Raw genomic sequence first — 22390 nt, 5'->3', positions numbered from 1 at the left:
GCGGAGCGGCGGCCGTGGGCTCAAAGGTCAGCCGCAGGCCTTCTGGACCTTCGCCTGAATGTCGGGGATCTTGCCCAGGGCCTCGGTGGCGGAGGCCGGGTTCTTCTCGTCGACCTTGATGCCCTCGAAGACGGCGGCCAGGTCGTTCAGCGCGCTGGCGAGGTCGCCGTCGTGCTTGCCGGCCAGGGTCTTGATCTTGCCGGCCGCGTCGGTGCTCGCGGTCTCGATCGCCTTGATGTCCGTGCCCGCGCTGGTCATCGAGGTGGTGAACTCCTGGGTGATCTTGTTGAGGTCGGCGCTCATGCTGGCGCAGTCGACCGCGTTGCCCAGGCCACCACAGGCGGTGGTCAGTCCGGCAAGAGTCAGCGTCGCGATCGTGATGGCGATGCGACGGCGGGAGGAAGTCATGGTTGTGCCCTTCGTAGGTGTAGAGACGAAGGGACATTATGGACCATTCCTTGAATCTCGCTTGCACATTGCCAACATCAGTGGTGACAGACCTGGGTAGTCCAAGGTCATGAGCACTGGTCAGGTAGAACAACACTCACTGAAGCGGGTCATCGGCCGCCGGGTCCTGCTGCTGTTCGTCGTCGGCGACATTCTCGGCGCGGGCATATATGCGCTGGTCGGGAAGGTCGCCGGGCATGTCGGAGGGGCGCTGTGGCTGCCGTTCCTGGTGGCGTTCGTCCTCGCCGCGCTGACCGCGACCGCCTACGCCGAACTGGTCGGCAAGTACCCGCAGGCGGCCGGAGCGGCGCTGTATGTCAATAAGGCGTTCGGCATCCCGTTCGTCACCTTCATCGTGGCGTTCACCGTCATGATGAGCGGCATCACCTCGGCGAGCGCGGCGGCCAGGGCCTTCGGCGGTCGCTACCTGGCCGAGTTCGTGACGCTGCCGGTGCTGGTCGGCGCGTTCATCTTCCTGGGCCTGGTGGCTCTGGTGAACTTCGCCGGAATTTCGGAGTCCGTCAAGGTGAACGTGGCCCTGACCATCATCGAGGCGTTCGGCCTGCTGGTGATCGTGGCCATCGGCATCTTCGCGCTCTTCACCGGGGACGGCGAGCCGGCCAGGGCGATCGAGTTCCACCCGGCCAACGGCGCGTTCCTCGGCATCCTCGGCGGCACCGCGCTGGCCTTCTACGCCCTGCTCGGTTTCGAGGACTCGGTCAACCTGGCCGAGGAGGCCAAGAACCCGCAGAAGGACTTCCCCCGCGCCCTGTTCGGCGGCCTGATCGTGGCCGCGGTGATCTACATGGCGGTGGCGTTCACGGCGACCATGCTCGTCGACACCAAGACGCTGATGGACTCCTCCGGCCCGCTGCTGGAGGTGGTCAAGGTCGCGGGGCTGGCCTTCCCGCCCAAGCTCTTCGCGCTGATCGCGCTGCTCGCCGTCGGCAACACCGCGCTGATCAACATGCTGATGGCCTCCAGGCTCGTGTACGGCATGGCCCGCCAGCGCATCATCCCCCCGTTCTTCGGCACGGTTCATCCGACCCGGTCGACACCGTGGATCGCCATCGTGTTCACGATCGCCATCGCCGCGATCCTGGTCTCGACGGGCGACGTGGCGCCGCTGGCCGACACCACCGTGCTGTTGTTGCTGCTGGTGTTCGCGCTGGTCAACATCTGCGTGCTGATCCTGCGCAAGGAGGACGTCGGCCACGACCACTATCGGGCCCCGACCTGGGCGCCGGTGCTCGGGGCCGTGGTCTGCCTGTTCCTGGCGCTGCCGCTGACCGGCAGGTCGGCCGACATCTATCTGCGCGCGGCGGCCCTCATCGTGCTGGGCGTCATCCTCTGGGGCATCAACTGGATCTTCGTGGGCCGGGTCACCAAGGTGGATCCGACGAAGATCACCCCGAGCGACTGAATCCCTGACGCGTGGGCGGGCCGTACAACAGGTGCGGCTGTCCACGCGTTGGAGGGATGATGACCGCCATACCGATGTCCACGGGCCTGACCGGGACGCTCAACGGTCCCCGTCACCGGACCGCGCTGAACGTGTTCCTGCTCGTCGTGCTCGCGCACTGGGCCGAGCACATCGTGCAGGCCGTGCAGATCTGGGTGCTGGGCTGGCCGGTGCCCGAGGCCAGGGGAGTGCTGGGGCAGTTCTTCCCCTGGCTGGTCACCTCGGAGGCGCTGCACTACGGCTACGCGCTGATCATGCTCGTGGCGCTCTGGGTGCTCCGCAAGGGCTTCACCGGGCGCGCCCGGCTGTGGTGGAACATCGCCCTCGGCATCCAGATCTGGCACCACGTCGAGCACCTGCTGCTGCTCATCCAGGTGCAGTCGGGCTGGTTCCTGGCGGGCCGGCCGGTGCAGACGAGCGTGGCGCAGCTGCTCTTCCCCCGTGTGGAGCTGCACCTGTTCTACAACACGGTGGTCTTCGCCCCGATGGTGATCGCCATGATCCTGCACGCCCGGCCGAACAAGGAGGAGCGGGCGCGCATGTCCTGCTCGTGCGCGCGGGCGTGAACAGCCGTTTCACCGTCGTCGTGGCGACGGTGACCGCCGCGCTGCTCCTGGCGCTCGCCGTCCCCAACCTCGGGCCCGTCGTGCGCGCCGCGCGGGCCGAGGGAACCTGGGGCACGTTCACGGCGAGCCGCCTGTCGTGCGTGACGCATCCGGGCGGTCACGAGGCCTGCGCGTGGTACGGGCGGTTCGCCACCGCCGCGGGCGCGCGCGAGGTCTCCCTGTACGGCAGCGCCCGCGACACCATGGCCCCGGGCCAGGCCCTCAGAGCCGTCGACGTGGGCCGCCCCGCGCAGGTCTACACCGAGGGCGGCTCCAACGAGTGGATCCTGACCTTCGCGCTGGTCCTGATCGGCCTCGGCCTGCTCTATCCGCTGCTCTCCCGCCTGCGCCGGCGGATCACCTATTGACAGGCTCGCGAACCCGACCCGACGATGTCGCATATAGAGCAACTCGTCGCGTAATACGCAACAAGCGGGTGAACATGTCGAGTCTGGTCTCCACCCTTCCCGGCCGCTCCTACACCGACCCCGAGATCTTCCGCGAGGAACAGGAGAAGATCTTCGAAGACCTCTGGTTCTGCGCGGTCAGGACCGACGAACTCCCGCGACCCGGCGCCTTCAGGACCGTCAGGATCGGCAGGGAGAGCGTGATCGTCGTGCGCGGCCGCGACGGCGTCTTACGCGCCTTCCTCAACGTCTGCCGGCACCGGGGCGCGCAACTGTGCGCCGAGCCGGAAGGCGAGGTCAAGCGGACCATCCGCTGCGTCTACCACGCCTGGTCCTACGACCTCGACGGCAAACTCGTGGCCGCGCCCAACCTCGTCAAGATGCCGGACATCGACCGGGTCGAGTACGGCCTGATCCCCGTCCACCTGCGCGAATGGCTCGGCTACGCCTGGCTGTGCCTGGCCGCCGACCCGCCCTCCTTCGAGGAGACGGTCACCGGCGCCGCCACGGAACGGCTCGGTGACCCCGCCGCGATCGAGCACTACCACGTCGACAAGCTGGCACTCGGCCGCCGCATCGTCTACGACGTACAGGCGAACTGGAAGCTCATCGTCGAGAACTTCATGGAGTGCTACCACTGCGCCACCATCCACCCGGAGCTGACCGCGGTGCTGCCCGAGTTCGCCGGGGGCTACGCGGCCCAGTACTACGTCGGCCACGGCGCGGAGTTCGCCGAGCGCGTCGAGGGGTTCACCGTCGACGGCAGGGCGGGCTTCGGCAAGCTGCCCGGCGTCTCCGACGAGCAGGACCGGCGCTACTACGCGATCACCGTCAAGCCGCAGGTCTTCATCAACCTCGTGCCGGACCACGTGATCATGCACAGGATGTTCCCGCTGGCCGCCGACCGCACGGTCGTGGAGTGCGACTGGCTCTACCATCCCGACGTGGTGGCCGCTGGCGCCGACCTCACGCACTCCGTCGAGCTCTTCCACCGGGTCAACGAGCAGGACTTCGACGCCTGCGAACGGACCCAGCCCGGCATGTCCTCACGCGCCTACCGCGCGGGCGGCGTGCTGGTGCCCAGCGAGCACCACATCTCCGCCTTCCATCAGTGGGTGAACCATCGCTTGCGCGGATAACGCACGCGCAGCGCGCCGTACTTGCTCTCGCCGCTGATCCTGAGGTGCGGTACGCCGGGACGCGGCCGGCTGGGGACGTCGGAGGAGGTCGAGCCCCACTGGTTGGCGAAGCCGTCCACGTTGGCCGAGGCGCCGGGCGGCAACACGACGCTGGCGGAGCCGTACGTGAGATCGAAGACGATGTCCACTACGGGATGGGACACGACCGCCTCGGAGAAGTCGAGGTCGACGCTGCCGTACTTGGACGTGACGCGCAGGTGGCGCGGCACGTCCCAGTCACCGGAGCGCTTCACGTGGCCGTTCTTCGTCTCCAGGTGGACGGTCTCTTCGGCGATGTGCGGCGCGGGCAGATCCGAGACGACCGCGAGCAGGTCGCCGTAGGTCCGGCCGGAGAAGACGAGGCTCAGGCGTTCGTCCAGTTCGGCGGGGGTGAGGCGGCCCTCGGCGAAGGCGTGTTGCAACTGCTGGGCGGTGCGATCCCGATCCTCGTCGGCGACGCGCACGTGCAATTCCGACATGGTTCGAGCATAGGTTCGCAGTCCTCAGAACGGGAGTTTCCTTCCCGAGGGCGTACGCAGATCGAGGGGAAGCGGCCGGCGCGGGAGGTGGGGGCGCCGCACGACCTGGATTCTCTTCACACCGGAGAGATACCCATCAGGAAGCCTTGAAGTCATCCGCGCGGAGTAACGTGTGGCTTGATGCTGGCGGACCCGTTCGCGCACCCGGCCCTCTTCTATCGGGGCGACCGGGAGTACGTCGCTGCCATCACCTCGTTCGTGCGCGAAGGGCTGGCGAGCATGGAGCCGGTCGCGGTCGCCGTCCCCGCGGAACGGCTGGCCGTCCTCGTCCCCGCCCTGGCCGCGGACGCCGAGCGGATCATGCTCGTGGACATGGCCGACGCCGGGCGCAACCCCGGCCGGATCATCCCGGCGGTGCTGATCGACTTCGCCGACCGCCACGACGGCGAGCGGGTGCGGATCGTCGGCGAGCCCGTCTGGCCGGGCCGCTCCTCCGTCGAGTACCCCGCCTGCGCCCAGCACGAGGCGCTGATCAACTACGCCTTCGTCGGCCGCCAGGCCACGATCCTGTGCCCCTACGACGCGGAACGGCTGGCGCCCGGCGTGCTGAGCGAGGCCGAGCGCACCCACCCGGTGGTGCGCGAGACCGGCGGCGAGCGCCACAGCGACGCCTACGCGCCCGAGCTGGTCATCACCTGGCACAACCGGCCCTTCCCCGAGCCGATCGAGCCGATCTCGCTCCGCTTCGACAGCACCAACCTCGGCGCCGCCCGCGCGCTGGCCGCCTCCCAGGCCGCGCTGGCCGGCTTCACCGGCACCCGCCTCGACGACGTGCGGCTGGTGATCGCCGAGCTCGGCGCCAACAGCCTCGACCACGGCGGCGGCTCCGGCCTGGTCCGCATCTGGACCGAGAACGGCCACCTGGTGTGCGAGGTCACCGACGCCGGCCACATCACCGACCCGCTGGCCGGCCGCCGCCCGGTCGACCCGCGCATGGCGGGCTCACGCGGGCTGCTCATCGTCAACCTGCTCAGCGACCTGGTCAGGGTCCACACGTGGGCGGGCGGCACTGTGGTGCGCACATACTTCGCCATGACCTGATCGTGTCCTGGCGGGGGTAGACCCGACTCATGAACGGCCTGCGCCCGATGCGCCCGCGCGACACCGCCGAGTCGCACCGCGTGGCGACCCCGCTGGAGCTCTTCTTCGACCTGTGCTTCGTGGTCGCCGTCTCCTTCGCCGGGAGCCAACTGCACCACGCGCTCTCCGAAGGGCACCTGGCTCAGGGGCTGAGCGGCTACCTGACGTGCTTCTTCGCCGTCTGGTGGGCGTGGATGAACTACACCTGGTTCGCCTCCGCGTACGACGTGGACGACTGGTGGTACCGGATCACCACGCTCGTGCAGATGTCGGGCGTGCTGGTACTGGCCGCGGGCGTGCCGAGGGCCTTCCAGGACGGCGACATCAGCCTGTTCGTGCTCGGATACGTGATCATGCGGCTCGCCATGGCCTCGCAGTGGCTGCGCGCCGCGGCCGGGCACCCGGAGGGGCGGCGCACCGCGCTGCGGTACGCGGCCGGGATCTGCGCGGTGCAGCTGACGTGGATCGTGCTGCTGTTCGTGCCGCAGGAGTGGCGCCTGGCCGGGTTCGTGGTGTGCGCCCTGGCCGAGCTGGCGGTGCCGGTGTGGGCCGAGACGGCCGGCCGTACACCGTGGCACCCGCACCACATCGCCGAGCGCTACGGGCTCTTCACGCTGATCATGATGGGCGAGAACGTGCTCGCCGCGACCATCGCGGTGCAGGAGGCCGGCCGCGAGCACGGGATCCAGTCCGGGCTGATCGTGCTGGCGGTCTCCGCGCTGGTGATCGTCTTCGCGCTGTGGTGGATCTACTTCGCCCCGCCGACCGCCGACCTGCTCACCTCCAACCGGCGCGCCATCCCGTGGGGCTACGGCCACTACCTGATCTTCGCCGGCATCGGCGCGCTGAGCTCGGGCATCGAGGTCAGCCTGGACCATCTGACCGGCAAGGCCCACATCCCGGCCGTCGCCGCCGGATACGCGGTCGCGGTGCCGGTGGCCCTGTTCCTGTTCATGGTCTGGCTGCTGCACCTGCGCCCGCACCGTTACGGCGGAGCCGACACGGCCGCCTTCCTGGCCGCGACCGCGCTGGTCCTGCTGGCGCCGCTGACCCCGCAGCCGGTGCCGGTGATGGCCGTGGTGTGCGCGGCGCTGGTGGTCCTCACCGAGGCCGGCCGGTGGCGCGGGCGGGCCCGACCCTGAGGAGGCAGGCCCTACCAGGGTCTGTCTCCCCGCAGGTCAGAGGCGTCTTTCGGGGGGAGCCCCGACCAAGGTAGTAGGGGGCCGATCAGGGCTGCTTAGGGTCGATCTCGGATACTCGCGAAAGCCGCATTCCACGACCTTTGAGGCATGAAGGGATTGCTCGTCAGCGGATTCGCGGCCATCGGCACCGGAAGCGGCGCCATGCTCACCTTGCACGCCGAGGCAGGGCTCGACCCGTTCCACAGCGTGATCAGCGAATACGCGTGGGCATCGGGCGGCTGGATGCTGCCCGCCTCGCTGACCCTGTTCGCGCTCGGCTCGGCGCTCATCGCCGAGGCGCTGCGCCGTTCGGGCACCGACCGCCGGGTCGTCTGGCTGCTGGTGGCCTGGGGGACCTGCATGTTCCTCATCGGCGCCTTCCCGACCGACCGTCCCGGGGTCCCGCTGTCGCTGTCGGGCGGCATTCACAGGTACGCCGCCTTCGCCGCCTTCCTGGCCATGCCGCTCGCGGGCATGCTGCTGGTCAGGGCGCGCATGCGGTACGCCCCGGCCATGAAGGTCCTGTGCGGCGTCGCACTGGGCGCCCTGCTTCTGGTGGTCGTGCCCTACGTGGTGCGCATGTTCGGCATCCCGCTGGACAACGCGGACATCCCCGCCGGGCTCACCCAGCGGGTGGTCGTGGTGTCGGAGCTGGCGGTGCTGGCCCTGATCGGGTTCTCGATGCTGGCCAAGGGACGCCGCCGTCAGCGCTCCCAGGGCGCGCGCTCGTCCATCTTGGCGTAGGACATCACCGCCCGCGGCACCACCTTCAGCTCACCGTTGACGACGTCGGCGATCGGCAGCATGTACGCGCCGGACTCGCCGGCGTCGTCGCGCTTGTCGGCCGGGGGCACGACCTGGAGCCTGTCACTGTCATATCGGACCGGCTACCTGATTCCCGGGTATGAATCGGGGCAGGAGGAGATCAGTGACTCCTACTTTGGGATGGCCGAAATGACGATTCTGATCGCGTACGACGGTTCGGACGACGCCAAGGCGGCGATCTCCTTCGCCGGCCGGTCGCTCAAGAGTGAGAACGCCGTCGTGCTCACCGTCTGGGAACGCCTCGCCATGAGCGCCGCCCGCGCCTCCGTGGGCATGGTCATGGCCCCCGAGTTCTCCGCCGCTGAGGACCAGGCGGTCGGTGACGCCATGCGGAAGCTGTCCGAGCAGGGGGCCGAGCTGGCCAGGAAGGCCGGCTTCGAGGCCACGGCCAGGTGCGAGCTGGACGGCGTGGCGGTGTGGTCGACGATCGTGGACGTGGCCGACGAGCTCGACGCCGCCCTCATCGTCACCGGCACCCGGGGGCTCGGCGGGGTGAAGTCCCTCCTGCTCGGGAGCACCTCCGACCGGGTGCTGCACCACGCGAGCCGGCCCGTGCTGGTCGTGCCGGCGCCGGAGCGGGAGGAGTAGCCCGGCCGGTTCACCGTCCGTTCACCGAAGTGTCGGTCCGATGGTGCAGAGTCTCCTTCCAGGACGGATCTAGGGGGACTGGTGGCCGAACGGCTCGCGCGCAGGCTCGGCACCACCGACGCGGTGGTGATCGGGCTGAGCGCGATGATCGGCGCGGGCGTGTTCGTGGCGTTCGCGCCCGCGGTCCAGGCGGCCGGCTCGTGGCTGTTCCCGGCCCTGGCGATCGCCGCGGTCGTCGCCTACTGCAACGCGACCTCCTCGGCGCGGCTGGCCGCCCTCTACCCCGAGTCCGGCGGCACCTACGTCTACGGCAGGCGCCGGCTGAGCCCCTTCTGGGGCTACCTGGCCGGCTGGGGCTTCACCGTCGGCAAGACCGCCTCCTGCGCCGCGATGGCGCTGACGTTCGGCGCCTACGTGGCCCCGGCCCTGGCCCAGCCGCTGGCGATCGGCGCGGTCGTGGGCGTGACCGCGCTCAACCTGCTCGGTGTACAGCGCTCGGCGGGTGCTGCCCGCGTCATGATCGCCTTCGTGCTGGCGGTGCTGGCCATGGTCGTCGCCGCCGGGCTGCTGTCCGGTCCGGCGCCGCCGTTCTCGCTGATGGACCCGACCGCGTACGGCATGCCGGATCCGCTCGCGACCCCCGGCTGGCTCGGGCTCCAGCCCGAGCCGGAGCCGGATCGGGGGCTCAGCATGACCGCGGTGGCGGTCGCCGGCGGAGGCTCCTGGAGCCCCCCGGGCGTGCTGCAGGGGGCCGGGCTGCTCTTCTTCGCCTTCGCCGGCTACGCGCGCATCGCCACGCTGGGGGAGGAGGTGCGCGACCCGTCCCGCACGATCCCCCGCGCCGTCGGCATCGCCCTGGCCGTCACGCTCGTCGTCTACACGCTGGTGGCGCTGGCCGCCCTCCACGCGCTCGGCCCTGAGCGCCTCGGGCTGTCACGGGCGCCGCTCGCCGACGTGGCCAGGACCGCGGACGTCGCCTGGCTGGTCCCCGTCGTCTCGGCCGCCGCCGCCGTGGCCGCGCTGGGCGCCCTGCTGGCGCTGGTGCTGGGCGTCTCGCGCACCGTCCTCGCGATGGCACGCAACCGCGACCTGCCGGCGTTCCTCGACGCGATCCATCCGGCCCGGCAGGTGCCCCACCGCGCCGAACTGGCCGTGGGCGTGACGGTGATCATCCTGCTGTTGCTGGCGGATCTGCGCGGCGCCATCGCGTTCTCCTCCTTCGGCGTCCTGGTCTACTACGCGATCGCCAACGCCGCCGCCCTGACCCTCACCAGAGACGAGGGCGCCCCGCGCCGGGTCATCCCGGTCGTGGGCCTCGGGCTCTGCCTGCTCCTGGCGTTCACGCTGCCCTGGGCGGCCGTGGTCACCGGTCTGGCCGTGTTCGCCTTCGGCGCCGTGCTGTGGTTCCTGCGGCACCGCTCGGCCGCGGGGCGTTGACCGCGCCACGCGGGCGACTTACGGTTGCGCGATCAGACCAGCCGGTATGGAGGTTCGGGATGCCCACCGTCAGCACCGTCCGCGGTCCCGTCGACGTCGAGGAACTCGGCCAGACGCTCATGCACGAGCACGTCTTCGTCGTCTCCACGGAACACCTGGAGAACTACGGCAAGGGTGGCTGGTGGGACGAGGAGTTCCGGGTCGAGGACGCGGTGCGGAAGCTCGGCGCGATGGCCGCCAAAGGGGTCCGGACCATCGTCGATCCCACGGTGTGGGGGCTCGGCCGCTACATCCCGCGCATCCAGCGGATCGCGGCGGCCGTACCGGAGCTGAACATCATCGCCGCGACCGGGATCTACAGCTACCATGAGCTGCCGCACCAGTACGAGCACCGCGGTCCCGGGCTGGTGCTCGACATGCCGGACCCGATGATCGACGACTTCGTGCGCGACCTGACCGTGGGCATCTCCGACACCGGAGTCAAGGCGGCGTTCCTCAAGTGCGTGGTCGAGCAGGACGGGCTCACGCCCGGCGTCGAGCGGATCTGCCGGGCGGTCGCGCGGGCGCACACGCTGACCGGGGCGCCGATCACCGTGCACACGAACTCGTTCACGCAGTCCGGGCCGGTGGCGCTCGACATGTTCGCCAAGGAGGGCGTGGACCTGACCAAGGTGGTCGTGGGACACGCCGGGGACACCAATGATCTCGACTACCTGATGAGGCTGGCCGACACGGGGGCGACGCTCGGGATGGACCGGTTCGGCCTCGAGCTCTACAACCCCACGGCCCAGCGGGTAGCCACGATCGCGACGCTGTGCGAGAGGGGCTACTCCGATCGGATGGTGCTCAGCCATGACGCGGCCTGCTTCATGGACTATTTCGGGGGGATGTGGGACGAGGCCCTCGCGACGGCGGCGCCCAAGTGGCGCTACGATCACATCCACGACGACGTGCTGCCCGCCCTGCGCGCCTCGGGTGTGACCGATGAGCAGATTGAGCAGATGCTGGTGTCCAACCCGAGACGCCACTTCTCGTAAAGTGGTGGGATCGGAAGACCGACGCAGGTAGGTGGAACTGGGTGACTTCGGAGCAAGCCCTGTCGATCAGCCTGGGCCTTCAGGGGCCCTGTGTCATCGCAAGGCTCACGGGGGACTTCGACTTCGGCTCCGCGGCCGAAGTGCGCGACCGCGTCACCAAGGCCCTCGACCTCACCCAGCCACCCATGCTCGTCATCGACATGCAGGCGGTGAGCGTCTGCGACTCCTCAGGTCTGTCCGTCCTGGTCTACCTGCACAAGGCCGTCACGGCCTCCGGCGGGCGGCTGCTGCTGGCCGGGCTCAACGGCCGCTGCAAGCACCTGTTCGCGATCACCGCGCTCGACAAGTTCTTCGACATCCGTACCACGGCGGAGCTGGCCATCGCCGAACTCAGCGACGACGGGAATTCGCCGCCGTTTACCGGGTAGTCGCCGGTGCATGTCATCGGAAGAGCCCGACCTGCTGGGCATGTACCTGCGCCAGATCGGCAGGACGCCGCTGCTGTCGGCCGCGGACGAGGTCGATCTGGCCAAACGCATCGAAGCCGGCCTCTACGCCGGCCATCTGCTCGCGGGCGGCGCGGACTGCGCTGACCTGCGCCAGCTCCGCGTGGACGGCGAGGACGCCAAGGACCGGCTGATCCGGGCGAACCTGCGGCTGGTGGTGTCGACGGCCAAGAAGTACGCGCACCGCGGGCTGCCGCTGCTCGACGTCATCCAGGAGGGCAGCCTCGGGCTGATCCGGGCGGTGGAGAAGTTCGACTACCGGCGCGGGTACAAATTCTCGACCTATGGGATGTGGTGGATCCGGCAGGCGATCGAGCGCGGCATTCACGACAAGAGCCGTACCGTCCGGTTGCCGATCCACGTGGCCGAGAACGTTTCCCGATTTTTCCGGATAGAGCGGCGGTTGGCGATCGACCTGGGCCGCCCGCCGTACGACACGGAACTGGTGGAGGCGTCGGGGCGCTCACTCGACGAGATCACCGGACTGCGCCGGCTCGCCCGGGAAACGGTCAGCCTCGACCTGCCCGTGGGGGAGGGCGGCGACACGAGCATGGGCGACCTCATCCTCGACGAGGACGGGTTCAGCGCGGCGGAGTCCATGGAGTGGCGGGCGTTGAGCGAGGAACTGGAGGTCGTGTTCACGACTCTCCCGCCGCGCGAGGCGTTCATCCTGAGATTCCGGTACGGCCTGGCCGGCACCCGTAAACAGACTTACACCGAAATAGGATCCCGGCTCGGGCTGACCAGGGAGCGCATTCGGCAACTGGAGAAACAAGCCCTGAAACGCCTCCGCCAGTGCGAGCCGTTACTCGCGTGGGCTTCATAACGCGCCCACTAAAGGTGGATTGACTGTCCAGAACGCCTGATGGTTAATCAAGGTAACTGAGGCCGCTTCAAACAGGGGGAAGCGGCCATCCAGCTAGTTCTGGGGGCAGAATGCTCAGACGTCTCGCCGGAGCCTTAGCGATCACCACGGCCGCCACGACCTTGGTGATCGCCGCACCCTCCGCCGCGAACGCCTCGTCCACCACCACCATCGCCACCATGGAATCCGCCAAGAGACAGCTCATCCGCACCAAGATCTACTGGGGACGGTGCAAGGACACCTGCCGGGTCCGGGTGCGCATCAAGAACATCTCCTCCAAGCGCCTCTACGACGTGAACCTGCGCGCCAAACTGCGCGTGAACGGCCGCTACATGGGCCTGTGCCGTGACCACGTGGGCCAGATCCGGCCACGCGGCGTCCGCTGGGCGTCCTGCACGGTCCGCGGCGCGAAGCTCAACCGCATGTGGGACCGGTACCTGGACGGCCGGATCCGCTGGGACACCCGCGTCAACACCGTCGTCCACTACGAGTGGTACGGCTGACCTGCCCCAGCGCTGGACCGTGCCATCAGCACGCGAAAAAGGGGTCGAACCCGGTTCGACCCCTCACCGTGGTTCGTGGACCTAGGCGGTGATCATCAGAGCGAGACCGATCAGCACGACGATCGGGACGACCCAGACCACGGCCTCAGCAGCGAACTCCTTGTACATCGTGTAGATCTCCCTCTGGTCGCCCGCATCCGGGCCGCGGAAACGTCAACGTGCAGCATAGCCGTACGACATGAGAACTCCGTCCACACGACCTTGTGCGAGAGGTCACTCCTCCGGCTGCCGCCGCTGTGCCAGCGTCTTGCGCAGGCCGGCCAGCTTCTCGTCGGCCATCCGCGCGGGGAGCCCGGGGGCGTCCGCGTCGATCTGGGCATGGATCGCCGGCTCGTCGGCGACGCGTCGCGTCCATGCCCGTACCACCGCGGGCATCGCGTCCGCCGCCTCCCGGCTGAGCGTCGCCTCCCTGGGCAGCCACACCGTCAGGAAGGCCGACACCCGCGCCGGACTCCACCACAACCCCCGATCCCCCACGAACTCCACCAACACCCGATACGCCTCCACCACCCCGGGCACGCCGGCCAGCTCGGAGAACTCCGCCAGATCCGGCACGTGGAGGCCGCTCACCGGGCCTGCCGTCGGCCCGGCGGGCGGTGGCGGGTTTGCCGGCCGGGGCTGCGCGTGGTCCGGTCGCGCCGGTTCTTCGGCCGGCGGCGCTTGGGCTTCGGCCGGCCAGGTGTGCGCCGGGTCAGCGGCCGACTGGGTCAGGGCGTCGGCCGCTTGGGCCGGATCGTCGGCCGGCCGGGGCCGGGCGTGGTCTGGCTGTGCTGGTTTGTCGGTCGGCCGGGTCTGGGCCGGTTGGGTCGGGTCTTGGGCTGGCCTGGTCTGGGCCAGGTGGGTCGGGTCTTGGGTTGGCCCGATGTGGGTGTGGGCTGGGTCGGTTTTGGTGGGGTGGGCCGGGATGGAGCGGGTGCGGGCGAGGGTGAAGGCGCGTAGCGGGGGGAGGGTGCCGGCCACGGGGGCGCCGAGCAGCATGTCCAGCAGCGAGAAGGCCTCCAGGACGCGTCCGGCGACCAGCGCCGGGTCGGCCGGGCTCAGGCCCAGGTCGTCCAGGAACTTGGGCTCCTCGACCGCGGCGTCCACCGCGATGCCGCCGTTGACCTGGTCGATGGCCACCACGACGGTGTGGGGTTCCTTGCCGTTCCGGTACCGGAAGGTGAGCGCCGCCAGGACCTGCTCACCGTAGGGGTCGGCCTTGCCGTACCAGGCGGACTCGCACGTGACCTCACCCATCCGCCCAAGCCACTCCGGCCCCGGGCCCGCAGCCCGCACAGGTGTACCCACCGAGGTGAGCGCAGCGGCCACAAGAGCCGCCTCCGCCCCGGAAGCACCCTCCAGCAGCCCGCCGAACGCCTCCTCGTCACCGCCGTCCTCATCGAACTCGGCGACCAACCGGCTGGCCCACAGCTCAGCCCGCAGCGGCGACCGCCACCTCAGCAGATCGCCCGCCTGCGCGATGGCCACCCCATACCGGTCACTCGTCGTCATCCCTCGACCGTATCGCCTGCCCACCAACCCCACGCACCCACACGACAACCCCCCGGCCCTACGCGGGGTGGCGCTGTGTGGGGTGGCGCTGCGCACCGTCTCTACCGCAGTGCCCGGCTGTGCGGGGGCCAGCGTGCCTGACCACCGGCTCTGTAAGCAGGACCGACTGGACGAGGCGCACGGGCTTGTGTTGCCTGGTCTCACGGCGGCAAGGGGGCGGGTGCTGCCCGAAAGGGTGCCGGAGACGGCTCATGCCGCCTGGACGTGTGGGTCCGGGCGGCATGAGGTGTCTGGCTGCAGGCGGGGTTGGGTCAGCGGGGGTCGTCGCCGGTCAGGCCCGCCTTGCGGAGGGCTTCGGCCATCGCGCCCGACGGGGCCGGGCGGCGGCCGCCGTCGCGACCGCCACGCTGGCTGCCGCCACGCTGGCCGTCGCGGTTACCGCCCTGGCCGCGCGCGCTGTCGCGACCGCCGCGGCCGTCACCGCCGCGGCCGTCGCCACCGCGATTGTCGCCGCCCCCGCCGGTGCCGCCCTGGCCGTCGCTCCGGCCGGAACCGGGCTTGCCGTCGCCACGGGTTCCGCCGCCGCGGGCGTCGCCGGTCCTGGCGTCACCACGGCCGCCCCTGCCGGAAGCGCCCTGGCCCGAACCGCCACGACCGGAGGCGCCACGACCGGAACCGCCCTGGCCGGGACCGCCACGACCGGGGCCGCTCTGGCTGGGATCGCCCTGGCCCGAACCGCCCTGGCCGGGGCCGCCGGCCTGGCCGCCTCGGGGGCGGTCGGTTCGGGGGCCTCGGGGGCGGGAGTCGGTCTCGGTGTCGTCTTCCAGGCGCAAGGTCAGGGAGATGCGCTTGCGGGGGATGTCCACGTCGAGGACCTTGACGCGGACGATGTCGCCCGGCTTGGCCACGTCGCGCGGGTCCTTGACGAAGGTGCGGGACATGGCCGAGACGTGTACGAGCCCGTCCTGGTGGACGCCGACGTCGACGAAGGCGCCGAAGGCGGCCACGTTGGTGACGACGCCCTCCAGGATCATGCCCGGCGTCAGGTCGGACAGCTTCTCCACGCCCTCCTTGAACGTCGCCGTCTTGAAGGCGGGGCGCGGGTCGCGGCCGGGCTTCTCCAGTTCGCGCAGGATGTCGGTGACGGTCGGCAGGCCGAAGGTGTCGTCGACGTAGTCGTGCGGCTTCAGGGAGCGCAGGGTCGCGGTGTTGCCGATCAGCGTCTTCAGGTCGCCCTCGATCGCGCCGAGCATGCGGCGCACCACCGGGTAGGACTCGGGGTGCACGCTGGAGGAGTCGAGCGGGTCCTCACCGCCGGCGATGCGCAGGAAGCCGGCGCACTGTTCGAAGGCCTTCGGGCCCAGCCGCGCCACGTCCTTCAACGCGGTGCGGGTGCGGAACGGGCCGTTGGTGTCGCGGTGCTGGACGATGTTGTCGGCCAGGGTGGAGCCGATGCCGGACACGCGGGTCAGCAGGGGCGCCGAGGCGGTGTTGACGTCGACGCCCACCGCGTTGACACAGTCCTCGACGACCGCGTCGAGCGAGCGGGAGAGCTTGGTCTCCGACAGGTCGTGCTGGTACTGGCCGACACCGATGGACTTGGGGTCGATCTTGACCAGCTCGGCCAGCGGGTCCTGGAGCCGGCGGGCGATCGAGACCGCGCCGCGCAGCGAGACGTCCAGTTCGGGAAGCTCCTGCGACGCGTACGGCGACGCCGAGTAGACCGAAGCCCCCGCCTCCGAGACCACGATCTTGGTGATGCCGGGCATGTGCTTGACCAGCTCCCCGGCGAGCTTGTCGGTCTCGCGGGAGGCGGTGCCGTTGCCGATGGCGATCAGCTCGACGTTGTGGCGCTGGGCCAGCGCGCCGAGGGCGGCCAGCGACTGGTCCCACTGCCGCTTGGGCTCGTGGGGATAGATGGTGGCGGTCTCGACGACCTTGCCGGTGGCGTCGACGACGGCGACCTTCACACCGGTGCGCAGGCCGGGGTCGAGGCCCATGGTGGCGCGGGTGCCGGCGGGCGCGGCGAGCAGCAGGTCGCGCAGGTTGGTGGCGAAGACGCGCACCGCCTCCTCCTCGGCCTCCTGCCACATGCGCATGCGCAGGTCGAGGCCCAGGTGGACGAGGATGCGGGTGCGCCAGGCCCAGCGCACGGTCTCGCCCAGCCACTGGTCGGCGGGCCGCCCCTGGTCGGCGATGCCGAAGCGGGCGGCGATGCGCGGCTCGTAGTCGGTGCCCTCGTCGGGTTCCAGCGTGAGGGAGAGGATCTCCTCCTTCTCCCCGCGGAACATCGCCAGGATCCGGTGGGAGGGCAGCTTGGTGAACGGCTCGGCGAAGTCGAAGTAGTCGGAGAACTTGGCCCCCGCCTCCTCCTTGCCCTCGCGTACCTTGGCCGAGAGCTGCCCGCGGCTCCACAGCTGCTCGCGCAACTCGCCGATGAGGTCGGCGTCCTCGGCGAAGCGCTCGATGAGGATGGCGCGCGCGCCTTCGAGCGCGGCGGCGGCGTCGGCCACGCCCTCGGTGAGGAAGCCCTCGGCCACGGCCAGCGGGCTCAGCGAGGGGTCGGCGAGCAGCTGGTCGGCCAGCGGCTCCAGCCCCAGCTCGCGGGCGATCTGCGCCTTGGTGCGCCGCTTGGGCTTGTAGGGCAGGTAGATGTCCTCCAGGCGGGCCTTGGTGTCGGCCGCCATGATCTGCGCCCTGAGCTCGTCGTCGAGCTTGCCCTGCGACTCGATCGACTCCAGGATGGCCGCCCGCCGCTCTTCCAGCTCGCGCAGGTAGCGCAGCCGTTCCTCGAGCGTGCGCAGTTGCGCGTCGTCGAGGGTGCCCGTGACCTCCTTGCGGTAGCGGGCGATGAACGGCACGGTGGCGCCGCCGTCGAGCAAGTCGACGGCCGCCTGAACCTGCCCTTCGCGCACCCCGAGTTCTTCCGCGATCCGCTGGTGAATAGAGAGCACTTGCCTGCCTTTCGATGGTCCCCGCCGGTCAATTGTGCAGGACCGCGCCGTCTTTCATGACCAGAGAGCGGGGCGGATGGGTCACCACTGCCTCGGCCGCGCCGCCTGCCGGCACCACGACGAGGTCGGCCCGGTCGCCCGCGGACAGGCCGTAGCCGGTGAGGCCGAGCGCCCGCGCGCCGCCGTAGGTCGCCGCCTCCAGCGCGAGCTCGATGTCGGGATCGGAGCGGAAGGTGCTGCGGTAGGCCAGGTGCATCGCCCGCTCCAGCATGTCGCCGGAGCCGTAGGGCCCCCACAGGTCGCGGATGCCGTCGTGGCCGCAGGCGACGACCACCCCGGCCGCGCGCATCTTCTTCACCGGTGGCACCGGGAAGTTGTAGACGGCGCCGGTGGCCAGCGCCACGCCCGCGTCGGCGAAGCCCTCGGCCAGGCGGCCCTGGTGGGCCTCGTCGATCTGGCCCAGCGCGTAGGCGTGGCTGACCGTGACCCGGCCGCCCAGCCCCAGCGCCCTGGTGCGCTCGGTGATGAGCTCCAGCTCCCAGGCGCCGAGCGTGCCGCCGTCGTGGAGGTGGATGTCGAGGTGGGCGCCATAGCGCTCGGCCAGACCGAAGATCAGGTCGAGGTGGCGCACCGGGTCGCGGTCGATGCCCGCGGGGTCGAGCCCGCCGACGGCCTCCACGCCGCTCTTCAGCGCCGCTTCGAGCAGTGCGGCGGTGCCGGGGTTGGTGAGCACGCCGTGCTGGGGGAAGGCGACCTGCTGCACGGTGACCGGGACGCGGCCGGCCGCCTCGCGCACCGCCTCGACGCCGCGCAGACCGGCCTCGGGGTCGATGTCGGTGTGGGTGCGCGAGTGGGTGGTGCCGCAGGCGCTCATCCGCCGCAGCAGCCGCTCGATCCGCTCCACGCTGGGCACGCCCAGCTCGGCCCGTCTGGCCAGGTCGTTGCCGATCCGTCCGGCGAGGGTGTCGTCGGCGGAGTGGGGCACCCACGGCCCGCCGTAGAGCGTCTTGTCGAGGTGGCAGTGTGACTCGACGAGGCCGGGCAGCACGAGCTGGCCGGTGACGTCGACGACGTGGGCGGCGGGGACGTCGAGCGCGGCGCCGACCTGCTGGATCAGGCCGTCGCCCACCAGGATGTCGGCCGGCGCCCCCTGCCCCCAGGGGTGGCCGCCGCGCAGGAGTGTCGCGGTCATGGCAGAACCATAGACCCGGGGACCGACGAAACTCAGCCCTCGCCGAGCCTTCCCACGGGGGCGACCACGTGGCGTTTCGCCCCTGTACAGACCCATTCGGGGGTGTTGTTCACGTGCAGTCCGAAGCCGTGAACGGGGCAGAGCGGCCAGCTCGTCCAGAGCACCTCGACGATGATCTCCTGGGCGAGGTCGGCCACCTCCGCCAGCGGGTCGGCGCTCTGGCGCGGGTCGAAGCCGGTGGACGAGGCCTGCCCGCCGTACTCCACCCGCAGCCACCCGTCCCCCCACGCGGGCGCGCACACGCGCAGCCGCCCGGGGACCGCGGTCGCGTCGAGGTCGCGCTGCACCGTCCGCACGGCCAGGTCCAGGCGCGCGAAGCCGGTGAGGAGAGTACGAAGGTCCAGGTCGGCCGGTACGGCCACGCCAAGCCCCTCCAGCGCCACGGCCAGCTCCACGACCCGATCGCCGGAGAGCTCACCGGCCGAGACGGCCGCGTGGACCTCCCCCGCCAGTTCCTCGAACGTCACCTGATCTCGCCCAGCCGCGCCACGTTGGCCACGTCGTCCGCGTCGGTGCTCGGCGTGCCCGCGAACCACGCGTCCAGGATCTCGGTGAGCAGCGCCGGCGACGTCAGCCGGATGCTCAGGGCGAGCACGTTGGCGTCGTTCCAGGTACGCGCGCCGTCGGCGGTGTAGGCGTCGGCGCACAGGGCCGCGCGCACGCCGGGGACCTTGTTGGCCGCGATGGCGGCGCCCGTGCCGGTCCAGCAGGAGACGACGGCCTGCTCGGCACGTCCCTCCGCCACGTCGCGGGCGGCCGCCTCCGACGCCCACGCCCAGTCGTCGCGCTCGGCGTCGTCGAGGGCGCCATGGGTGATCACTTCGTGGCCGCGAGCGCGCAGCTCGGCCACCACCGTCCCGGCCACCCCGTCGAGGCTGTCGGCCGCCACTGAAATGCGCATGCTCCGATGTTCTCGTGCCTTCGGCTGGAATCGAACCAGCGACCTCCTGCTCCGCAAGCAGGCGCGCTCTCCACTGCGCCACGAAGGCGTGACGGGTGCGGGGATCGAACCCGCCTGGAGCGGCTTATGAAACCGCCGGGCACACCAGCGCCCCCACCCGTCCGGACATGCGAATGCCCCGGGAACCATGTCCCGGGGCACGAGTCGTACGTTCCTAGGCCCAGGACATGCCGCTACGGCGGTCACGCATTCGGAGGGTGTTCATGACTGGTCCTTTCGGGCGATGTGACGAGGATGTCGTGAAGGGGGCGTGCGATGCAACGGGATTAAGGCCGGTCTCCACCAGGTTCGCAGCCGGGATTGCTCATGTGGGCACGAACGGGAGTTCGCGGGGGTAAGTGATAAACGACCACTACGGTGGCTTGTGTGCTGATCAAAGAGGATGACATCCCTGCTCTCGCGAGGGGCTGCGCGGTGCTGGGCACCGGAGGCGGCGGCGACGTACGCACCGGTTCGTTAGCTGCGCGGCGGGCGATCCAGGCGTACGGCGGGGTTCCGCTCATCGAGCTCGCCGATCTGCCGGAGGACGCCCTGATCCTCCCGCTGTCCGGGATCGGCGCGCCGACGGTCAGCCACGAGATGATCCACAGCGTGGACGAGCCGAAGCGGATCGCCGAGGAGGTGGAGCGCATCTTCGGCCGTGCTCCGGCCGCGGTGATGTCCTCGGAGATCGGCGGCGGCAACGGGGTGGCGCCGGTCGCCTGGGCGGCCCAGCTCGGGCTGCCCCTGCTCGACGCCGACGGCATGGGCCGGGCGTTTCCCGAGGTCCAGATGGTCTCCATGTACGTGGCAGGGCTCCCCGCCGACCTGGTGATCATGTCGGACGTGGCGGGAAACGTCGTGACCATCAGGCCCGTGGACGGCTTGTGGTCGGAACGGCTGGCCCGCGCCGTCTGCGTGGCCGCCGGATCGAGCGCGCTGATGGCCGACTACGTGCTGACCGCCGGGCAGGCGCGCGGCGCGGTCATCGAGGGTACGGTCACCCGCGCGATAGCCGTGGGCAGGGCCACCGAGCACACCGCCGACCCGCTCCGCGCCCTTCAGGACGAACTGGGCGCCCGCCGCCTGATCACCGGCAAGCTCACCGACGTCGAACGCCGCACCTCGGGCGGCTTCGTCAGAGGCTCGGCCGTGATCGAGGGCACGGGCGCCGACCGCGGCCGCACGCTCACCCTGGAACTCCAGAACGAGAACCTGGTCGCGCTGGAGGACGGCCGGGTTCGCGCGATCGTCCCCGACCTGATCACGGTCGTGGACACCGAGACCGCGATCGCCGTCCAGACCGAGTCGCTGCGTTACGGTCAGCGCGTCACCGTGCTCGCCTGGGCCTGCGACCCGCTCTGGCGGACCGAGAAGGGCCTGGAGACGGCCGGCCCGGCCGCGTTCGGCTACGACCTGGACTACGTGCCCGTGGAGGAGCTCGCATGACGTTGCGCATCGGAATCGACGTCGGCGGCACCAACACGGACGCGGTGGTGCTCGACGCGGCCGACCGGGTGGTGGCCAAGGCCAAGCGCGCCACCACGGCCGACGTCACCGGCGGCCTGCGCGCCGCCCTGGACGCCGTCCTGACCGAACTGGCCCGCACCGGCCCGGCGGACCGGGTCGGCAGGGTCATGCTGGGCACCACCCACGCCACCAACGCGATCCTGGAGCGCCGCAACCTCGGCCGGGTCGCGGTCGTGCGGCTGGGCGCGCCCGCGACCACGTCCGTGCCGCCGCTGTCGGACTGGCCCGCCGACCTGCGCGCCGCGGTCTCGGCCGGTGAGGCGATCCTGCCCGGCGGCCACTACGTGGACGGCCGCCCGATCAGCCCCCTCGACCTGGACGCCGTCCGCCGTTTCCTGGACGGCGTCAAGGCCGACGCGGTGGCGGTGTCGGGTGTGTTCAGCCCGGCGGACGCCGAGCACGAGCGCCTCGTCGGCGAACTCGTCGAGCGCGAGTACGGCCTGCCGGTCAGCCTCAGCCACGAGATCGGCTCGCTCGGGCTGCTGGAGCGCGAGAACGCGACCGTGCTCAACGCCGCCCTGTACGGCGTGGCCGCCGCGGTCACCGGGGCGCTGGTGGAGGCCCTGGCCGAGAGGGGTCTGACGGCGCGGCCGTACCTGGCGCAGAACGACGGCACGCTGATGACGGTGGAGTACGCCGCCCGCCTGCCCGTCTCCACGATCGGCTCGGGACCGGCCAACTCGCTGCGCGGCGCGGCGTTCCTGTCGGGGGTGAAGGACGCGATCGTGGCCGACGTCGGCGGCACCTCCACCGACCTGGGCGTGCTCATGGGCGGATTTCCCCGGGAGTCGGCCGCGGCGGTGGAGATCGGCGGCGTGCTCACCAACTTCCGCATGCCCGACATCCTGGCCATCGCGATGGGCGGCGGGACCCGGTTGCGCCCCGGTGCGATCGGCCCGGACTCGGTGGGGTACCGGCTGGCGGAGTCCGCGCTGGTCTTCGGCGGTACGGTGCCCACCATGACCGATGCGGGCGTACGGGCCGGGCGCATGCCCGGCGCGCCGCGCGAGTGGCGCTCGGCGCTGGACGAGCACGTGGGTGCGGCGGTCATGCTGGCGGATAGCCTGGTCATAGCCGACGAGATGGTGGCCGACGCCGTGGACCGCATGTCACTGGGCCGGGCCGACCGCCCGCTGGTCGCGGTGGGCGGCGGCGCGTTCCTGCTGGCCGGGCGGATCCCCGGCGTCAGCCAGGTGATCAGGCCCGAGCACGCCGAGGTGGCCAACGCCGTCGGCGCCGCGATCGCGCTGGCCAGCGGCCGGGTGGACACGATCGTGCCGGCGGGCGCCGGTCGCGCGCGGGCCATCGAGCGGGCCAAGGAGGAGGCGGCGGCGAAAGCCGTGCAGGCGGGGGCGGATCCCGCTCGTGTTGAACTGGTGGATGTGCACGAGGTTCCGTTGAGCTATCTGGCGGAGCCGGCGGTGCGCCTTCATGTAAAGGCCGCAGGTCCGCTATCGAATTGACGCCCAACGGCGGACGTTCGTCGCTACGATCTTGCCGCGG

23 protein-coding genes and 2 tRNA genes are annotated in these 22390 nt (G+C 70.7%); 15 read left to right on the top strand and 10 right to left on the bottom strand.

The window, feature by feature from the left end; translation table 11 throughout:
- Positions 1 to 27 precede the first annotated feature (27 nt).
- Positions 28 to 408 carry a hypothetical protein gene (locus tag ACIBI5_RS07980; protein ID WP_397244387.1) on the bottom strand — a complete coding sequence of 127 codons (381 nt, stop codon included), beginning with the start codon at positions 406 to 408 and terminating at the stop codon, positions 28 to 30.
- Positions 409 to 517: 109 nt separating this feature from the next.
- Here ACIBI5_RS07980 and ACIBI5_RS07975 point away from each other — a divergent pair, with 109 nt between their 5' ends.
- The 4 genes from ACIBI5_RS07975 (at position 518) to ACIBI5_RS07960 (ending at position 4060) form a co-directional block, all read left to right on the top strand.
- Positions 518 to 1870, top strand: coding sequence for an APC family permease (locus tag ACIBI5_RS07975; protein ID WP_397244385.1), 1353 nt, complete (start codon positions 518 to 520; stop codon positions 1868 to 1870).
- Positions 1871 to 1926: 56 nt separating this feature from the next.
- Positions 1927 to 2475 carry a hypothetical protein gene (locus tag ACIBI5_RS07970; RefSeq protein ID WP_397244383.1) on the top strand — a complete coding sequence of 183 codons (549 nt, stop codon included), beginning with the start codon at positions 1927 to 1929 and terminating at the stop codon, positions 2473 to 2475.
- The gene (locus ACIBI5_RS07965; RefSeq protein WP_397244381.1) at positions 2472 to 2882 is read left to right on the top strand and encodes a hypothetical protein; all 411 of its coding nucleotides are present in this window, start codon (positions 2472 to 2474) and stop codon (positions 2880 to 2882) included. Before ACIBI5_RS07970 ends, ACIBI5_RS07965 begins: the two co-directional genes overlap by 4 nt.
- Before the next feature lie 74 nt (positions 2883 to 2956).
- Entirely contained in the window at positions 2957 to 4060 is a 1104-nt protein-coding gene (locus ACIBI5_RS07960; protein WP_397244379.1) for an aromatic ring-hydroxylating dioxygenase subunit alpha, read from the top strand.
- Here ACIBI5_RS07960 and ACIBI5_RS07955 read toward each other — a convergent pair.
- A complete protein-coding gene (locus ACIBI5_RS07955) occupies positions 4030 to 4578 on the bottom strand; it encodes a DUF1707 domain-containing protein (RefSeq protein ID WP_397244377.1) in 549 nt (182 codons plus the stop codon). The two genes, ACIBI5_RS07960 and ACIBI5_RS07955, sit on opposite strands and share 31 nt — an antisense overlap.
- A gap of 180 nt (positions 4579 to 4758) precedes the next feature.
- Here ACIBI5_RS07955 and ACIBI5_RS07950 point away from each other — a divergent pair, with 180 nt between their 5' ends.
- From ACIBI5_RS07950 to ACIBI5_RS07940, 3 genes are all read left to right on the top strand, one after another.
- Positions 4759 to 5679 (top strand): anti-sigma factor RsbA family regulatory protein, encoded by a 921-nt coding sequence (locus ACIBI5_RS07950; RefSeq protein WP_397244375.1) that lies wholly within the window; start codon positions 4759 to 4761, stop codon positions 5677 to 5679.
- 29 nt (positions 5680 to 5708) lie between these two features.
- The gene (locus ACIBI5_RS07945; protein WP_397244373.1) at positions 5709 to 6860 is read left to right on the top strand and encodes a low temperature requirement protein A; all 1152 of its coding nucleotides are present in this window, start codon (positions 5709 to 5711) and stop codon (positions 6858 to 6860) included.
- Positions 6861 to 7007: 147 nt separating this feature from the next.
- A complete protein-coding gene (locus tag ACIBI5_RS07940) occupies positions 7008 to 7643 on the top strand; it encodes a DUF998 domain-containing protein (RefSeq protein ID WP_397244371.1) in 636 nt (211 codons plus the stop codon).
- Here ACIBI5_RS07940 and ACIBI5_RS07935 read toward each other — a convergent pair.
- A complete protein-coding gene (locus ACIBI5_RS07935) occupies positions 7604 to 7753 on the bottom strand; it encodes a hypothetical protein (RefSeq protein WP_397244369.1) in 150 nt (49 codons plus the stop codon). The two genes, ACIBI5_RS07940 and ACIBI5_RS07935, sit on opposite strands and share 40 nt — an antisense overlap.
- Positions 7754 to 7853: 100 nt before the next feature.
- Between ACIBI5_RS07935 and ACIBI5_RS07930 the strand changes: the two genes are divergently transcribed.
- From ACIBI5_RS07930 to ACIBI5_RS07905, 6 genes are all read left to right on the top strand, one after another.
- A complete protein-coding gene (locus tag ACIBI5_RS07930; protein WP_397244367.1) occupies positions 7854 to 8312 on the top strand; it encodes a universal stress protein in 459 nt (152 codons plus the stop codon).
- A gap of 81 nt (positions 8313 to 8393) precedes the next feature.
- Complete coding sequence (locus tag ACIBI5_RS07925) at positions 8394 to 9749, top strand: APC family permease (RefSeq protein WP_397244365.1); 1356 nt, start codon at positions 8394 to 8396, stop codon at positions 9747 to 9749.
- A gap of 59 nt (positions 9750 to 9808) precedes the next feature.
- Positions 9809 to 10786: a phosphotriesterase gene (locus ACIBI5_RS07920; protein WP_397244363.1), complete on the top strand. Its 978-nt coding sequence runs from the start codon at positions 9809 to 9811 to the stop codon at positions 10784 to 10786.
- A 41-nt stretch (positions 10787 to 10827) separates the two neighbouring features.
- Positions 10828 to 11214: an STAS domain-containing protein gene (locus tag ACIBI5_RS07915; RefSeq protein WP_379610321.1), complete on the top strand. Its 387-nt coding sequence runs from the start codon at positions 10828 to 10830 to the stop codon at positions 11212 to 11214.
- A gap of 10 nt (positions 11215 to 11224) precedes the next feature.
- Entirely contained in the window at positions 11225 to 12118 is an 894-nt protein-coding gene (locus ACIBI5_RS07910) for an RNA polymerase sigma factor RpoD/SigA (protein WP_397244361.1), read from the top strand.
- A gap of 110 nt (positions 12119 to 12228) precedes the next feature.
- Positions 12229 to 12660, top strand: coding sequence for a hypothetical protein (locus ACIBI5_RS07905; RefSeq protein WP_397244359.1), 432 nt, complete (start codon positions 12229 to 12231; stop codon positions 12658 to 12660).
- A gap of 273 nt (positions 12661 to 12933) precedes the next feature.
- Here ACIBI5_RS07905 and ACIBI5_RS07900 read toward each other — a convergent pair whose 3' ends face one another.
- The 7 genes from ACIBI5_RS07900 to ACIBI5_RS07870 form a co-directional block, all read right to left on the bottom strand.
- Positions 12934 to 14211: a hypothetical protein gene (locus ACIBI5_RS07900; protein ID WP_397244357.1), complete on the bottom strand. Its 1278-nt coding sequence runs from the start codon at positions 14209 to 14211 to the stop codon at positions 12934 to 12936.
- 311 nt (positions 14212 to 14522) lie between these two features.
- The gene (locus ACIBI5_RS07895) at positions 14523 to 17165 is read right to left on the bottom strand and encodes a Tex family protein (RefSeq protein WP_397244355.1); all 2643 of its coding nucleotides are present in this window, start codon (positions 17163 to 17165) and stop codon (positions 14523 to 14525) included.
- 28 nt (positions 17166 to 17193) lie between these two features.
- Positions 17194 to 18357, bottom strand: coding sequence for an amidohydrolase (locus ACIBI5_RS07890; RefSeq protein WP_397244353.1), 1164 nt, complete (start codon positions 18355 to 18357; stop codon positions 17194 to 17196).
- Between the two features lie 32 nt (positions 18358 to 18389).
- The gene (locus tag ACIBI5_RS07885; protein WP_397244351.1) at positions 18390 to 18884 is read right to left on the bottom strand and encodes a hypothetical protein; all 495 of its coding nucleotides are present in this window, start codon (positions 18882 to 18884) and stop codon (positions 18390 to 18392) included.
- Positions 18881 to 19318, bottom strand: a complete 438-nt coding sequence (locus ACIBI5_RS07880) for an RpiB/LacA/LacB family sugar-phosphate isomerase (protein ID WP_397244349.1) — start codon at positions 19316 to 19318, stop codon at positions 18881 to 18883. Before ACIBI5_RS07880 ends, ACIBI5_RS07885 begins: the two co-directional genes overlap by 4 nt.
- Before the next feature lie 15 nt (positions 19319 to 19333).
- Positions 19334 to 19406: transfer RNA gene (locus ACIBI5_RS07875), tRNA-Arg, on the bottom strand.
- Position 19407: 1 nt separating this feature from the next.
- Positions 19408 to 19480, bottom strand: a tRNA-Met gene (locus ACIBI5_RS07870).
- A 264-nt stretch (positions 19481 to 19744) separates the two neighbouring features.
- Here ACIBI5_RS07870 and ACIBI5_RS07865 point away from each other — a divergent pair.
- Both ACIBI5_RS07865 and ACIBI5_RS07860 read left to right on the top strand, forming a co-directional pair.
- Positions 19745 to 20806 carry a DUF917 domain-containing protein gene (locus tag ACIBI5_RS07865; RefSeq protein ID WP_397244347.1) on the top strand — a complete coding sequence of 354 codons (1062 nt, stop codon included), beginning with the start codon at positions 19745 to 19747 and terminating at the stop codon, positions 20804 to 20806.
- A complete protein-coding gene (locus ACIBI5_RS07860) occupies positions 20803 to 22350 on the top strand; it encodes a hydantoinase/oxoprolinase N-terminal domain-containing protein (protein WP_397244345.1) in 1548 nt (515 codons plus the stop codon). The genes ACIBI5_RS07865 and ACIBI5_RS07860 overlap by 4 nt, the downstream gene beginning before the upstream one ends.
- Positions 22351 to 22390 lie beyond the last annotated feature (40 nt).

Source organism: Nonomuraea sp. NPDC050540, assembly GCF_044457485.1.
GTDB lineage: Bacteria > Actinomycetota > Actinomycetes > Streptosporangiales > Streptosporangiaceae > Nonomuraea.
The sequence above is the reverse complement of the archived record's forward strand: the minus strand, read 5'-3'. Positions and strand labels throughout refer to the sequence as shown.

Bases quoted from the DNA above. Each gene is read 5' to 3' on its own strand.
- ACIBI5_RS07920 (WP_397244363.1), top strand. From the start codon at position 9,809: ATGCCCACCGTCAGCACCGTCCGCGGTCCCGTCGACGTCGAGGAACTC.
- ACIBI5_RS07945 (WP_397244373.1), top strand. From the start codon at position 5,709: ATGAACGGCCTGCGCCCGATGCGCCCGCGCGACACCGCCGAGTCGCAC.
- ACIBI5_RS07975 (WP_397244385.1), top strand. From the start codon at position 518: ATGAGCACTGGTCAGGTAGAACAACACTCACTGAAGCGGGTCATCGGC.
- ACIBI5_RS07890 (WP_397244353.1), bottom strand. From the start codon at position 18,357: ATGACCGCGACACTCCTGCGCGGCGGCCACCCCTGGGGGCAGGGGGCG.
- ACIBI5_RS07930 (WP_397244367.1), top strand. From the start codon at position 7,854: ATGACGATTCTGATCGCGTACGACGGTTCGGACGACGCCAAGGCGGCG.
- ACIBI5_RS07900 (WP_397244357.1), bottom strand. From the start codon at position 14,211: ATGACGACGAGTGACCGGTATGGGGTGGCCATCGCGCAGGCGGGCGAT.
- ACIBI5_RS07960 (WP_397244379.1), top strand. From the start codon at position 2,957: ATGTCGAGTCTGGTCTCCACCCTTCCCGGCCGCTCCTACACCGACCCC.
- ACIBI5_RS07950 (WP_397244375.1), top strand. From the start codon at position 4,759: ATGCTGGCGGACCCGTTCGCGCACCCGGCCCTCTTCTATCGGGGCGAC.
- ACIBI5_RS07940 (WP_397244371.1), top strand. From the start codon at position 7,008: ATGAAGGGATTGCTCGTCAGCGGATTCGCGGCCATCGGCACCGGAAGC.
- ACIBI5_RS07980 (WP_397244387.1), bottom strand. From the start codon at position 408: ATGACTTCCTCCCGCCGTCGCATCGCCATCACGATCGCGACGCTGACT.
- ACIBI5_RS07955 (WP_397244377.1), bottom strand. From the start codon at position 4,578: ATGTCGGAATTGCACGTGCGCGTCGCCGACGAGGATCGGGATCGCACC.
- ACIBI5_RS07880 (WP_397244349.1), bottom strand. From the start codon at position 19,318: ATGCGCATTTCAGTGGCGGCCGACAGCCTCGACGGGGTGGCCGGGACG.
- ACIBI5_RS07860 (WP_397244345.1), top strand. From the start codon at position 20,803: ATGACGTTGCGCATCGGAATCGACGTCGGCGGCACCAACACGGACGCG.
- ACIBI5_RS07970 (WP_397244383.1), top strand. From the start codon at position 1,927: ATGATGACCGCCATACCGATGTCCACGGGCCTGACCGGGACGCTCAAC.
- ACIBI5_RS07905 (WP_397244359.1), top strand. From the start codon at position 12,229: ATGCTCAGACGTCTCGCCGGAGCCTTAGCGATCACCACGGCCGCCACG.
- ACIBI5_RS07910 (WP_397244361.1), top strand. From the start codon at position 11,225: ATGTCATCGGAAGAGCCCGACCTGCTGGGCATGTACCTGCGCCAGATC.